This is a genomic window from Paraburkholderia sp. SUR17, assembly GCF_029536165.1.
GTDB lineage: Bacteria > Pseudomonadota > Gammaproteobacteria > Burkholderiales > Burkholderiaceae > Paraburkholderia > Paraburkholderia kururiensis.
This window is the reverse complement of sequence record NZ_CP120509.1, coordinates 1,710,065-1,723,112: the sequence shown is the minus strand read 5'-3', so window position 1 is coordinate 1,723,112 and position 13,048 is coordinate 1,710,065. Positions and strand designations below refer to the sequence as shown.

At 68.3% G+C, this 13,048-nt stretch carries 13 protein-coding genes; 2 read left to right on the top strand and 11 right to left on the bottom strand.

Annotated features, from left to right (window positions below; all coding sequences use genetic code 11):
- The first annotated feature begins 158 nt into the window (after window positions 1–158).
- Complete coding sequence (locus P2869_RS25060; RefSeq protein ID WP_017775649.1) at window positions 159–758, top strand: hypothetical protein; 600 nt, start codon at window positions 159–161, stop codon at window positions 756–758.
- Window positions 759–888: 130 nt separating this feature from the next.
- On the opposite strand, the gene P2869_RS25055 is transcribed toward P2869_RS25060, so the two are convergent.
- The 11 genes from P2869_RS25055 to sctU form a co-directional block, all read right to left on the bottom strand.
- Window positions 889–1,347 (bottom strand): CesT family type III secretion system chaperone, encoded by a 459-nt coding sequence (locus tag P2869_RS25055; protein ID WP_026121632.1) that lies wholly within the window; start codon window positions 1,345–1,347, stop codon window positions 889–891.
- A gap of 118 nt (window positions 1,348–1,465) precedes the next feature.
- Window positions 1,466–1,657: a hypothetical protein gene (locus tag P2869_RS25050; RefSeq protein WP_126877149.1), complete on the bottom strand. Its 192-nt coding sequence runs from the start codon at window positions 1,655–1,657 to the stop codon at window positions 1,466–1,468.
- 145 nt (window positions 1,658–1,802) lie between these two features.
- Window positions 1,803–2,045, bottom strand: coding sequence for a hypothetical protein (locus tag P2869_RS25045; protein WP_017775652.1), 243 nt, complete (start codon window positions 2,043–2,045; stop codon window positions 1,803–1,805).
- Between the two features lie 10 nt (window positions 2,046–2,055).
- Window positions 2,056–3,513 (bottom strand): secretion protein, encoded by a 1,458-nt coding sequence (locus tag P2869_RS25040; RefSeq protein WP_277598271.1) that lies wholly within the window; start codon window positions 3,511–3,513, stop codon window positions 2,056–2,058.
- 245 nt (window positions 3,514–3,758) lie between these two features.
- Window positions 3,759–4,943, bottom strand: coding sequence for a hypothetical protein (locus P2869_RS25035; RefSeq protein ID WP_277598270.1), 1,185 nt, complete (start codon window positions 4,941–4,943; stop codon window positions 3,759–3,761).
- On the bottom strand, window positions 4,940–5,203 hold the full coding sequence (sctS, locus tag P2869_RS25030) for a type III secretion system export apparatus subunit SctS (protein WP_017775655.1): 264 nt from the start codon (window positions 5,201–5,203) through the stop codon (window positions 4,940–4,942). Before sctS ends, P2869_RS25035 begins: the two co-directional genes overlap by 4 nt.
- 20 nt (window positions 5,204–5,223) lie before the next feature.
- Window positions 5,224–5,874 (bottom strand): type III secretion system export apparatus subunit SctR, encoded by a 651-nt coding sequence (gene sctR / locus P2869_RS25025; protein WP_199541819.1) that lies wholly within the window; start codon window positions 5,872–5,874, stop codon window positions 5,224–5,226.
- Window positions 5,858–7,381 carry a type III secretion system cytoplasmic ring protein SctQ gene (gene sctQ / locus P2869_RS25020; RefSeq protein WP_277598269.1) on the bottom strand — a complete coding sequence of 508 codons (1,524 nt, stop codon included), beginning with the start codon at window positions 7,379–7,381 and terminating at the stop codon, window positions 5,858–5,860. Before sctQ ends, sctR begins: the two co-directional genes overlap by 17 nt.
- Before the next feature lie 104 nt (window positions 7,382–7,485).
- Window positions 7,486–8,166, bottom strand: coding sequence for a type III secretion system protein SctP (gene sctP, locus P2869_RS25015; RefSeq protein ID WP_277598268.1), 681 nt, complete (start codon window positions 8,164–8,166; stop codon window positions 7,486–7,488).
- Window positions 8,167–8,195: 29 nt separating this feature from the next.
- A complete protein-coding gene (locus P2869_RS25010; RefSeq protein WP_277598267.1) occupies window positions 8,196–10,358 on the bottom strand; it encodes an FHIPEP family type III secretion protein in 2,163 nt (720 codons plus the stop codon).
- Between the two features lie 18 nt (window positions 10,359–10,376).
- Window positions 10,377–11,453: a type III secretion system export apparatus subunit SctU gene (sctU, locus tag P2869_RS25005; protein ID WP_017775660.1), complete on the bottom strand. Its 1,077-nt coding sequence runs from the start codon at window positions 11,451–11,453 to the stop codon at window positions 10,377–10,379.
- Between the two features lie 326 nt (window positions 11,454–11,779).
- Here sctU and P2869_RS25000 point away from each other — a divergent pair, with 326 nt between their 5' ends.
- Entirely contained in the window at window positions 11,780–12,787 is a 1,008-nt protein-coding gene (locus P2869_RS25000; RefSeq protein WP_277598266.1) for a dienelactone hydrolase, read from the top strand.
- The last annotated feature ends 261 nt before the right edge of the window (window positions 12,788–13,048 follow it).

Sequence of the window (13,048 nt, the reverse complement as noted above, 5' to 3'; positions counted from 1 at the left end):
CGCAAGGGGCGTGCTGCCGCGCGTTCACGCGGTTCGTCCTGCGGTCGAGTGCTTCGTGAACCTGTGCGTGCGAATGGGCGGCTTGCGTTATCTGTCTGCTGTGCCGGGTCGTGCGCGAGCGCGGCCCGATCCGCCCAGAACGAACGAGGTTCCATCCGATGACGAAACTCGACGGCGTCTCCACGTCCTTGCCAGGCTCCATCCCGATCACGCCGGGCCCTGCGAAACCCGAGCCGGCGAGTTCGAAGCAGCCGGGCACGCTCACGGGCACGGTGCTGCCGCCCTCCGCGCAGGCCGTGCCCGGCGCGCAGCTGGCAGGACTGGACTCGACGGGCGCGACGCACGGCAAGCACCGGAAGGCTACTTTCGCGGCGGGGGCGTCGGGCGTGACGGCTATCGGCGCCGCGCCCTCGCTGCGCAAACGCGGCCTCGACGATGCACAGGCGAAGCGCGCCGCGCTCGCGCTGCGGCCCAAGGGCAGCGTGGCGAAGCCCGTGACCGACAGCACGCATTCGAGCACCCACGAACCGCCGCCGCCGCTCGAAGAGGTGCTGACGCCGCCGCACGAAGACACGCCCACGGCCGACGGCGCTCAGGCCGCGGGCAAGACGGAGCAGCCTGCGGGACTGCACGAGATGGCGGCGCTGCACAAGCTCGCGGAGGCGCGCCGTCAACTGAGCGAGCACTGCACGCAGGCTCTCTCGAAGATCATCGAGAAGGGTGTGGAGATGGTCGTGGAGGCGTCAAAGGCGGCGTAAAAGGGGCTGCGCAAGAGGCTGCGTACGATGATGCAGAAGAAGCCGCAGAGGAGATCGCCTGAGAGGCGGCATAAGCGGGCAATGTAAGCAGGCGACATAAGCGCCGGCGCCACGGCGCGCCTAAGAACCGTCACGCCCTCAGCCACATATATTCGCCCGCCACCACGCCCTCGAACATCTCGTCCGTCGATTCGATGATGTTCTGGCGCCAGTAGCGTCCGTGCTCCGCATAGTGCGCGAGCAGATCGGCGAGTACGGCGCCGTCCACGTCCGGCGTCATCGGCACGCGCAGCACGAGCACGATGCCGCCCGTGTCGGTGTCGAGCCCGAGTTGCGCCTGGTCCTGCGCGTAGATCAGCAGGTTCGCTTCGAGCATCAGGCGAAACACCGTGAGCGTGCGCCCCGCCGTGACCGCGCCGTAGTGAAAATTCGCGTAGAGCGCTTCGAGGTCGTTCTCGAAGTGTTCGAGGCGCACGTCAAAGCCTTCCACTTCGATGGACCGCGTGCGCAGCACGTGGGCCGCATCGGCGAGTCCGACGGTGCGACACAGGTCCTCGACGAGTTGCGCGTAGCGCTCCGATGGATTCAGGTTCACAGGCAGCCGAAAGAGGCGAAGCGGAAACGAAGAGCGGCCGGCGTGCGTCGCGAGCGGCGGCGCGTACCGGCCGGTGATGCAGTTTGCGAAGCTGGGGTGGCTAAGCCGCCCGTCAGCCTGCGCGCGACGCGTCCTTCACGTTGCTTGCGCCGCTCTTCGTGACGTTCGCGAGCGACGACGCCATGGACTGTTGCAGCTGCATTTGCGCCGATGCGAGCGTCATCTGGTTCATCTGGTCGGTGATGCCTTGCATCTCGCCCATCGTGGAGGCGCTGCCAAGGGCGCCGGTGAGCATTTGAGCCATATCGTTACTCCTCGTTGAAGTGACAAGATTGCCTTCCGGCACGGCGGCAGCAGCGCAGCCGTGCTGCTGTGCCGGAAAAGCCTCGTGCCCGGCGCCGCGTGCCGTGTTGCGCCCGCGGTGTGCCGGTAGCTGCGCCGCGTGTGTCTTACGCAGCGCCGCGTTTTTCCTGCAGGTGCGCGACGATGCGGCTCGCCGCCAGCATGCCGCGATAGAGCTTGCCGAGGTTGTCGCGGTCGGTCGCCGTGGCGCCCACCGTTTCGCTGATGTTCTTCGCGGTGGCATCCAGCGCCGTGCGAATCGCCGCGATGCGCGGGCCGCCGTTCGGGTCGGCCAGCGTCTTCTGCAGATCGTTGAAGTCGGCGGCGCAGGCTTGCAGGGGTTCGTACATGTCGTCTCTCCTACGGGATATGCGGGGTGGGGCGGCTTGCAGCGGCGGTGCTCGAAGCGCTGTTCGAGGCGGCGCTCAATGCCGCATGCGAAGCGGTATTCGGAGCGGTAGTCGATGTGGTATTCGATGCGGTATTCGATGTGGTATTCGATGCGGCGGCGGCGGCTCCGGAGCCTGCTGCTGCGGCCCCTGAAGCCGCGTCCGGGCCCGGCGCCGGTTCCATCACGCCCGTCGCCGCGCCGGTGGTCACGGTGGGCGGCACGCCGCTCGCGCTGTTCGCCTGCGCCGCGGCCGCGCCCGGGGCGCCGCCGGCGCCGTCTGCACTGGCGGCTGTCGTGTCCGAGGCAGCCGCCGGCGGATCGGGCTGCGCATAGATGTGCTTCACGCCGTCCGGCGTTTCCGCGTAGCGCACCGTGTCCGAGGTCATCAGCATCGAAAACGACGGCGGCAGCGGCTGGTTCTCCGTGGACTGCGTCACGTGGCTGCGAATGGCGCGCACGTTTTCGCTCAGATCGTGGCGCACGCGCGCGATGGCGGCGTCGAGATCGGCTGGATTCGACACGCTGCCTGTCACGTCGAACGCACCGTTGCCCGCGTACGCGACGCGGGCGCCGCGTACGCCGAGCGAATCTTCGATGCTGTGCACGTCGTTCTGCGCCACGTCGTAGCGTCGATAGATCGACGTCTGCGAAAAGCGCGAAAGCAGGCGGCGCACCGCGACGTCGTCCTCGGGCGTCGCCACCATGCCGGTGACGAGCACCGTGTTGCCCTCGGCGTGCGCGCGCAGCTCGTTCTGGTGCGCGGCGGCGAGCGTGTCGTTGACGCGCTGCGCGAGGCCGCCCGCGTCGTGAGGCAGCGCGGCGCGGCTCACCATCGTGGTCATCAGCACGGAGCCGATCACGATCACGGCACCCAGCATCGCGCAGGCGAGTGCGATGCCCGCAATCTTGCGGCGGCGCGAGCGTTCGGCCTCGCGGCGTTCCTCGCTGGGCTTGATGAGCAGCGTGGAGAGCAGATCGAGGTCGCTTGGCCAGGCCGCATCGGACCAGCCTACGCACAGCACGGTCTCGCCGAACTGCATGGGAACGAAGTCGACGAGCAACACGGTGCCGGGGTCGATGGGGCTGCTGGCGTCGGCGAGCGTGGCGCCTGTCGCTGGGTCTGCGGCCAGGTTTGACGCCGGGTTCGCGCCACGCGTGCCGCCGGTTTCGAACCCGCCGGTTTCACCGGCGCTCGCGCCGGCCGCACCGCCTTCCACTTCGACCGCTTCCGCCGCATCCGCCGTCTCGGCCACGACGCGCCGCGCGCTCACCACGCCGTCCGCGTCGACGGCGAGCAGCACGTCGGCGCCGCGCCAGTCGGAGATGCGGATGTCGGCGTCGTCGTCCGGGCCGATGCGGTGCGTGCCCGGACTCAGACGCAGCTCGGCGCCTGCATGAACACCCGTCAGGATACGCAGCAGTTTCATCGTGTGGACGGACCCGACCCTGTAAGCGTGAGGCAAATGCGTGCACGGTGGCGCACGCGTCTGACGCTACTCTAGCCGCCTGATAAGGCGCGCCGGCCCGCGATGCGAAGCGCTCAGCGGCGAGGCGAATCGATTGGGCATGTGCCGCTTTTCATGCGCCGTGGCGCGGGCGACGGCGCGCTACTCACGCTCGGCTCGGTGGCGCTCGTTTGCGCTCGTTTGCGCTCAGGTATGCCCGGATGTACTCACCCCCGCCGACGCGCGAGCATGCCGCCGCGCAGCACCTGTAGCGTGTCGGTCTGATGGGCGAGGCGCGTGGAAGTGGTGGGCCGCGATGCGCTGAAAATCAGCAGCCCGAGCAGCAGATTGAAGCGGCCGACGCGGTCGGCGAGCAGCGTTTGCGCAGCATCGCCATCGGCGGATGCCGGAAGCTCGGCGGAAGGCGGGCTGGCTGGGGAGCTAATGGCCGGGCTAACAGCGGGGCCAATACCGGGGCCAACAGCGGGGCCAACAGCAGGGCCAACAGCAGGGCCAACAGCAGGGCCAACAGCAGGGCCAACAGCAGGGCCAACAGCAGGGCCACGAACCGACGAATCAAGCGCCGCGCCGCTCGCCGGCAAGGCGCCCGGCGCCGCGCGTAATGCCGTGCTCAAAGCGGCGTGCGCGGCCGCGCCCGTCCGAGGCGAGCTCGCGCCCATCGGCGCAACGGCGCCAGCCGTTCGCCCGCCGCCTGGCCGCCGCTCGCTCGCCTCGATCAACCGCTGCCGCGCCGCCCCCAGCGTGGCCGGCGAGAACGGGCCGTAGGCGCGCTGCACGGCGAGCAGATCGAGCATGGCTTCGTGAATGCGCGCATCGAGCGGCGCCTGAGGGTTCGCGCTCATGCGCTGACGCAAGTCGAGCAACGTATCGCTGAAGGCATCGAGCACTGCGTTCTCTCGCGCGCGCTCGTTCGGCGCCGCGGCTGCGATGCCTTGCAGCGCGCCTTGCGCGAGCGGCGGCACCGTGGCGCCCGGGCGGCTCTTCACGGCGGGCAGATCCGTTGCCGCTTCGCCATGACCATCGCCGTCGCCATGATGTTGCTGGCCGCTTCCGCTGCCCCCTCCGCCGCCGTCGCGCGTCACGCGGCGGTGTTCTTCGGGCGCGTGGCCGCCGTCGTCGATGTCGTCGGAGCCGCCGCTCACGTTGCGGCGCGTCCGGCGTTCGGCGCGGCGTTTGCGCGCGAGCGAATCCGCGAGTTTGCGCGCACGCAGCTGGCTGCGCGTGGGGCCTTGCGGCTGGGCCTGGTAGCCGAAGGTCGTGTCGCGATACTGCACCGCGAAGCGTGCCGCACTGCTGTCGTTCGAGCTCGGCGTGGCATTCGTCTGCGCCTGGTTGATCGACGACGTCTGCGCCGGTTGCGGCGTCTGCGGCGGGCCGCCGATGCGTGTCATTGCGGCACCGCCGTCTGCATGATCTCGTTGGCGAAGTGCAGGATGGCGGCCGCCGAAAACGGCGCGGCAATCACGATCGCGACCGTCACCGCGACGAGCTTCACGCCGTGCGAGAGCGTCTGGTCCTGCATCGACGTGATGGCCTGCAGGAACGACACGCCAAGGCCCACCACCGCGGCCACGATCACGATGGGCAGCGACACGTACATGCACAGCAGCATGCCCTGCGTGGTGAAGCGAACGAGCGTATCGACGTCCATGAGCTTTTTCCCGCGTTGCGCTACTTGTAGGTGAGCACGAGGCCGTGAATGAGCGTGGACCATCCGTCCATCACCACGAAGAGCAGCAGCTTGAACGGAATGGCGACGTTGGTGGGTTGCACCTGGTTCAAGCCCATTGCGAGCAGCACGTTGGCGATGATGAGGTCCACCACGATGAACGCGATGTAGAGCAGAAAGCCGATCTTGAACGCGTCCGTGAGCTCGCTCAGCGTGAACGCGGGCGCAAGCACGATCAGGTCGTTTTCGTGCAGGCTGCTCGCGGCGTCTTTGGGCCACACCACGTTCGCGGAGCGGATGAAAAACCGCTTCTCGCGTTCGTTCGCGTGTTTCTGCAGGAAGCTGCGAAACGGCTCGCGCGCGGCGCCGAACGCCTGAATCAGCGCCTGCGAAGGCTGCCCCGAAATCTGCTGGCCTTCCAGCGTGTGCGCGGCCTGCATGCCCACGGGCGCCATCACGTAAAGCGACACGAGTATCGCGATGCCGTTGAGCACCATGTTGGGCGGCACTTGCTGCACGCCCAGCGCGTTGCGCAGGAGGCCCAGCACGACCACGATCTTGGCGTAGGAGGTGACCACCATCGCGACGAAAGGCAAGAGGCTGATCGCAACGACGACGAGCAGCAGCCCGGTGATGTCACTGAACTGGACCATCGCCGTGCGCCATGCGCAGAATCCGGATGCCGAGGTGTTCGCCCACTGTGACGAGTTCGCCGTAGCCGATGGTCTGGCCGTGCGTGACGAGTTTCAACTGCGCGTCGGCCACGGGCGTCGGAAGTTCGAGCACGTAGCCCGGCCGCAACGCGCAGAGCTGCGAAAGCGGCAGCGCGACGGTATCCACTTCGAACTGGACCGGCAGATCCAGCTCGCCGATTTCGATCGGGTTCTGCGCTTGATCGTCGGCGAGCGCGTCGTCGGCGCGCACGGGGTCCAGTTCGTCGGACATGGTCGGCTCCTTCGTGATGACTAGCGTGTGCCCGTCGAATTGCGCGGGCGCGTGCAGACGGATGAGGCCAGGCGTGCCCCAGGCGGCAATCGCGAGGGCGGTGCCGGCGGGGTGAGGCGCGTCCGGGCCGGCGTGGCTGTCGTGGCTGGCGGGCCCGTTCGGGTCCGTGAATGAGGCCTGTGCTGCGTGCGCCGAGTTCGGGACGTGCTCGCCGGGGTCGGCATGGGAGCCGTCCGCCGTCGCCGCGTTTCGTGCCGCGCGCGCGGCCGCGGCCAGCAGCGGCGCAAGGCTCGCCGTGAACGTGCGCAGCAGCACGTCGCCGGGCGCGAGCGCCCGCAGCGTTTCGATGGAAAGACGGCGCGCGCCCAGCACGAGCCGGCCGGGCACGCGCAACTGGCCGAGCCTCGCGCGCAGTGCCGCAGCGGCATCGGGCGCACCGTTCGCGTGTTTGTCGGCGTGGTGGCCAACGTCCAGCAGCGCCGGCAAGCCACGGCGCGCGAGCGCGGACATCTGCGTGGCGTGCGCCTCTTCGAGCACGGCGAGCAGTGCCGGGGTGAGCGCGATTTGCGCGGCGACGCGGCGGCCGTCGAGCGTGAAGGCCAACGCCACCGATGCAGCCTGCGCATCGCTTGCGAGCAGGCCGCGTGTGAGCCGCACGACGTGCAGATCGCCGAGGCCTAACGCGGCAATGCGCTGGAACAGCGGCTCCAGCAGCACACCGAGAATCGCGGCGCGCAACGCGCGGTCGCTGTCGGCGGATGCGGACGTGGCCCCACGCGCAGGCGACGTGGCGATAGCCAGCGCGGGATGCGCGGCGAGGTCGAACGCTACGTGCAGGGGGCCTGCGGCGTGCGCGAGTTCGAGCACGCCGGGCATCTCGAACGACGCGGCGAGGGCCTGTGCGGACAGATCGCGCGGCGCGATGCCTTCCACCGATGCCTGCCAGTCCACGATGCTCAGCCCATGACCCAGCACGACCGGCGTGCGTGCATCGCAGAGCACGCGCGACGCACGCGCGGCCAGGTGGGCGACGGCGCGCAGCGGCAGGCGTTGCGTGCCGTCGCCTGCCGCGGCGCTGCGCCCCAGGTCGGGCACGTTCTCAGTCAGGTTCGCCGCGTGACGCGCGCGAGCCGGATGCCCGGTCTCGTGCGCGGAGCGCGGCGTTGCCTCCAGGTGGGGCTCGCCGGCCGGCATTTCAGCAGTCAGATGGCCCATGCAGTGTGGCCCCGCAAGGCGGGCGCGTTCGTCGAGCGTTGAGGGTTGCGCCGCTGCCCAGCGGGTGAAACCACTGAGACGGGTAAGAAGGGAAGCCGTGACGCTCACCAGACCGAAAGCTCGATGTCGCGCGGCGTGCCCCACGCGCGCAGCAACTGGTCCAGTTCGCGCTCGAGCAGCGCACTGTGGTGCAACAGTAGCTGCTTCGTATCGGCGTCCGGCGTATCGAACCGAAGCGAAAGCCTGAAACGCGAAAGCGAAAGATACAGCGTGGTGTCGGGCAGGATGGCGCGGTCGAGCGGCATCTGCACGTCCCAGTTGCCCGCATCGCCAATGGCCTGGTCGCTCGCGAAGGCGGCCACCTCAGTGGCAAGCGAGGTGGCCAGTTCGAGGAAATGGCTCTGCGTGCGGAACATCGAATCGACGATGGGCAGCGTGACGTGCGCGAGCCGCTCGGGCAGCAGGTCGTCGCTCGTGGGCGGCGCGGCGTTGCTGTGGCCGGCGAGCGGCGAGCCTGGGCTGCCGCCGTGCGTTTCGCTTGTGTTGGCTGCTGCGTCGTCCGGCGTGTCGTCGTGCTTGAGCCGGTTGTGCGCGGGCGTGTCGTGGTCTTCTGATGCGCTCGTGTCGCCCGACGCGCCCGCATCCCGGCCCGGCGGTCTTCGCGCGCGCACGCGACGCGCGAGCGCGGCGTAGTCGAAGCGTTTCGCGCGGGCTTCGTCAGGGAGCGGCTGCGGTTCGGCGTCGCCTGGAATGATGCGCAGCGGTCGGGACTCGATGTGGGCCATGAGCGTGGTGGGCGCGATTGAATGCGCGGTCAGATCGTGACGCGGCCGAGCGGTTGCAGCTCGACGTGCTCACCCAGCTCCTGGTACGAGTACACCGAAAGCCAGTTGAGCCGCGCCTCGATCATGCGGCGCACGTAGCGGCGAATGTCCATCGACGTGACGAGCGCCACGCCTTCGCGCGGCACCTGGCCCACGAACGACTGGATCTTGTCGATGAGGTAGTTGGCCTCGTCGGGCGGCAGCGCGAGGAAGTTGCCGGTGGGCGTCTGCTTGATGGCCTGGCGGATGTGCTGCTCCACGGGCAGGTCGAACAGCACGGCCGGCAGCTGCCGCGCGCCGCCTGCCGCGCGATGCGCGAGAAAGCGCGCGAGGTCGCCGCGCACGTACTCTGTGAGCATCAACATGTCCTTCTCTTTCGCGCCCCACACGATGAGGCTTTCCAGGATGTTGCGAATGTTGCGGATGGGCACCTGTTCTTCGAGCAGGCGGCGCAGCACGTCGGCAATGCGCTGCGGCGGCAGCACCTTCTGCACCTCGGCGACGAGGCCCGGGTAGTCGGTGTTCTGCTGGTCGAGAATCCACTGCACTTCCTGAATGCCGAGGAAGAGCGACGCGTGGCGGCGCAGCATCGCGACCGACGCATGCGCGATGACCTGCTCCGCGCGCCACGCCTGGGTCTTCGCGGACAGCGCTTTTTCTTCGATCCAGTAGGTGGGGCCGGGGCCGCCGTCGAGGCCGGGGCGTTGTTCGGCGCGTTCGCGCAGCGTGGCGAGGTCGGCGGCGGTGAGTTCGCCTTTGAGTGGAGTGGGCGCGTTCGGCGATGTGGCCTGGCCGGTGCCTGTGCCGTCCGTCGCGCCATTGGCCGCATTCACTCCTCTCAGCCTCGCCGGCTCCGGCAGCATCACCTTGCCCGCGGGCAATTCGAACGAGCAGTACGGCACGTCGTGCATCAGCAGCTCGCAGGTGGAGGGCGGCAGCGCGTCGCTCGTCCACATCGTGATGCCGGGGAAGGGCAGGCCCAGATACTCCTGGAGCTTGCTGCGCTCCGCTTCGAACGAGCTGTCGAGCGCCGCGGTGGAAAGTCGCGCCACGAGGTCCGGCGCGATGCGCACGCCGAGCGGGCAGGCGAACTGCGGCGGGCGCGCCAGAATGGCGGGCACGTCCACTTTCGAGCCGGCGCGCTGCATGGCGTTGACCGCTTCGGTGGCATGCGAGGCGGACGCGGGCTGCTTCCTGCCGAGCCGCCACGCGCAGAACGCGAGCGTGCCCGAGAGCAGCAGAAAGAGCGAAGTGGGGAAGCCCGGCACGGCGGCGAAGCCCACCAGCAGCAGGCTCGCGAAGTAGAGCGCGCGGGCGCTCGTGGAAAGCTGGCGGCCAATCTCGTCGCCGAGCGAAAGCTGCTTCGCCTCGCGCTCGTCGGCCACGCGCGTAATCATGATGCCCGCCGCAACCGAGAGCAGCAGCGACGGAATCTGCGAAACCATCGCGTCGCCCACCGAAAGAATCGAGAACCGGTTCGCGGCCTCGCCCGCCGACATGTCGTGATACGCCACGCCCACCGCGATGCCCGCCACGATGTTGATGAGCGTGATGATGAGCCCCGCAATGGCGTCGCCCTTCACGAACTTCATGGCGCCGTCCATGCCGCCGTGCAGCTGGCTTTCCACGGCGAGCGTCGCGCGTTTTCTGCGCGCCTCTTCGGGCGTGATGATGTTCGCGCGCAGGTCGGCGTCGATGCTCATCTGCTTGCCGGGCAGCGCGTCCAGCGTGAACCGCGCGCCCACTTCGGCCACGCGTTCCGAGCCCTTCGCGATCACGATGAACTGCACCGTCGTGATGATGACGAACACCACGAGCCCCACCACGAGGTTGCCGCCCACCACGAGTTCGCCGAAGCTTTCGATGATGTGGCCCGCGTCCGCATGCAAGAGGATCGACTTCGTGGACGCGATGTTGAGCGAGAGCCGGTAGAGCGTGGTGAAAAGCAGCAGCGAGGGGAACACCGAGAGCGATACCACGCTCGGCACGTACATGGTGATCATCAGCAGCGTCACGCTGATCGTGATGTTCACCGCGAGCAGCACGTCGATCAGCTCGGGCGGCAGCGGCAGGATCATGAGCGAGATGATCGCCACCACCAGCATCGCGATGCCGATTTCCCCGCCTGCCGGCAGCTTCAGGGACTTGAACATGCGGCTTTCTCCGTGGGATCAGTTCGGCAGCGCGCTGCCTGTTTCGGGCTTCTTCACGGCGAGCGCGTCCACCCAGCGCAGAATCGCGGCCACCGTTTCGAACAGTTCTTCGGGAATCGGCTCGTCGAGCGCGACCTTGTACAGCGCGCGCGCCACCGGGGGATTGCCGATGATGGGCACGTTGGCGTCCTGCGCGAAGCGCCGCAATTGCGCGGCTTGCTCGTCCATACCCTTGGCGATGACGAGCGGCAGCGGATGCTCGTCGGGCGCGTAGCGGATTGCCACCGCGTAGTGCGTGGGGTTCACGATCATCGCGTTGGCAAGCGTCACGCGCTGCTGCGGCGCCGCGGCGGTCATCAATTCGCGCGCGAGCCGCTTGCGCTCGCCCTTGATCTTGGGGTCGCCTTCCTGCTGCTTGTACTCGCGCTTCACTTCGTCTTTCGACATGCGCATGCGCCGCATGAACATGAAGCTTTGCAGCTTGACGTCCGCGGCGCCGATCACGACGAACACTGCCGCCGCAATCAGGCAGAGCTTCACGAGCAGGCTCCAGAGCATGGTGGAAAGCTCGGGCAGCGGCTGATAGAGCGAGCCCACCATGAGCGGGAACATCCAGCGGATCGTGAACCACATCACGGCCCCGACGATGGCGGCCTTGATGACCATCTTCACGAGTTCGATGATGGTGCGCATCGAGAAGATGCGCTTCAAGCCCGCCATTGGGCTCGCGTTCTGGATGTTGGGCACCACCGGCTTGGTCGCGATCTGGAAGCCCACCTGCGGAATCAGCGCGGCCACGCCCGCGGCAGCGGCCACGGCAACGCAGGGCACGACCACGAGCAAGGTCTCGCCGCCAATCTTGTAGAGGCGCGCCACGAGCGCGGGCAGCGAGTGGTCGCCGGAGACGAAGTCGAGCGTGAGCGTGACGATGGTGCGAAACGCACCCGCGAAGACGCCCGCGGCAAGCAGCAGCGTGCCGGCCACGGCCACCATCACGACGGCATCGACCAGGTCCGTGCTCTTCGAGACCTGGCCGTCCTTGCGTGCATCGCGTAGCCGCTTCGATGTGGGTTTCTCGGTCTTTTCCTCGCTCATCGCCTGGTGCCCCGGGCGGCGAAGGCCCGCGGGTAATGGGTGACTGATGGGTGACTGATTGCCGGGTGACGGATGCGTCACGAGATACGCAAAAGGCGCACGCCTTGTGCGCCGATGTTCGACGATATCGGCTGCATGCGGCGCGGGTGCGGGCGAAGCGAAGCGGCTGGCGGGCAAGCGAAGGGGCGGGGCGTGCAGAGGGGCGGCTGGGCCATACTGCGGCTTCGCGGCGGTTTGCTTCGCGACTGCCTTGCACCTGTCTTGCACCTGCTTCGCAGCTGTCCCGTACCTGCCCCGCTCGGGCAATGACCATGACGGAGGGCGCCGTGAGAGGGTTGGCCGTGGTTGCGGTGCTTATCGGGCTCGTCGCCGTGCCCGTGCCGGGACGCGCCGCCGATGTCGGCTTCGAGCAGATCAAGATACCGAACGGGGCCGAGCCGCCGCTCGTCGCCGGTATCTGGTATCCGGCCGATGCGCCGGCCGCGCCGCATTCCGTGGGTGCACTCACGCAGGCCGCGGGACCCGATGCGCCCCATGCGCCCGATGCGTCCATCGCCGGCGATCATTTGCCGCTGGTGGTGCTGTCACATGGCGGCGCCGGCTGGTATGGCGCCCATTACGACACGGCGCTCGCGCTGGCCCATGCGGGTTTCGTTGCGGCGGCCGTGAGTCACGCCGGTGACACCGTCAATGACCAGAGCGGCGTCCTGCAACTGTGGCGCCGTCCTGAACAGCTACACCGCCTGATCGATTACATGCTCGACACGTGGCACGGGCACGAGCGGCTGGACGGAAAGCGCATCGGCGCGTTCGGCTTTTCCAACGGCGGCTTCACGGTGCTCGTGGCGGCGGGCGGCGTGCCGGACCTTTCGACGATCGCCCCGTTTTGCGAAGCCCACGCTGGGCAGGACCTCTGTGAAGCGCTGCACCATGCCGGCGTCGATCTTCATTTCGCGGCGAATGTGCCGGCACGGGCGTGGGTGCACGATCCGCGCATTCGCGCGGCGGTCATTGCGGCGCCTGCGTTCGGCTTCGCCTTCGGCCGCGCAGGGCTCAGCGGCGTGCGCGTCCCGCTTCAGCTCTGGAGCGCCGCCGACGATCGCCATCAGCCGCATCCGTACTACGACGAGCCGGTACGCGACGGTTTGCCTCGCGCACCCGACTATCGCCTCGTGGCCGACGCCGGCCACTACGACTTCCTGCCGCCGTGCGGCGCGCGCCTTTCGCGGACGCAGCCTGCACTCTGCAGCAGCCTGCCTGGGTTCGACCGTGCGGCGTTCCACGATTGGTTCAACGCAGACGTGGTGCGGTTTTTCAGGGCCATGCTTCCGTAGCGAACGGCAGGTTGCGAGACCGCCGTCATCGCTCGTTTTGCCGCCGCCTGTCGTGACTTGCGCTTCCCGGTTGGCCCGCAGTTGCCCCACCCGTTGCCTCGCTGCGTACCCGCTTCGCACCCGTTGCGCTCGCTTCGCGTTGCCGCTGCTCTGGCGGGGCGGCGCTGCGTATCGTTGGCGTGAACCATTGCGGCGGGCGTGAACCATTGCGGTAGTGAATCGACCCGTCGCGCCGCATCGTGGTCTTCTTTCACTCTGTGC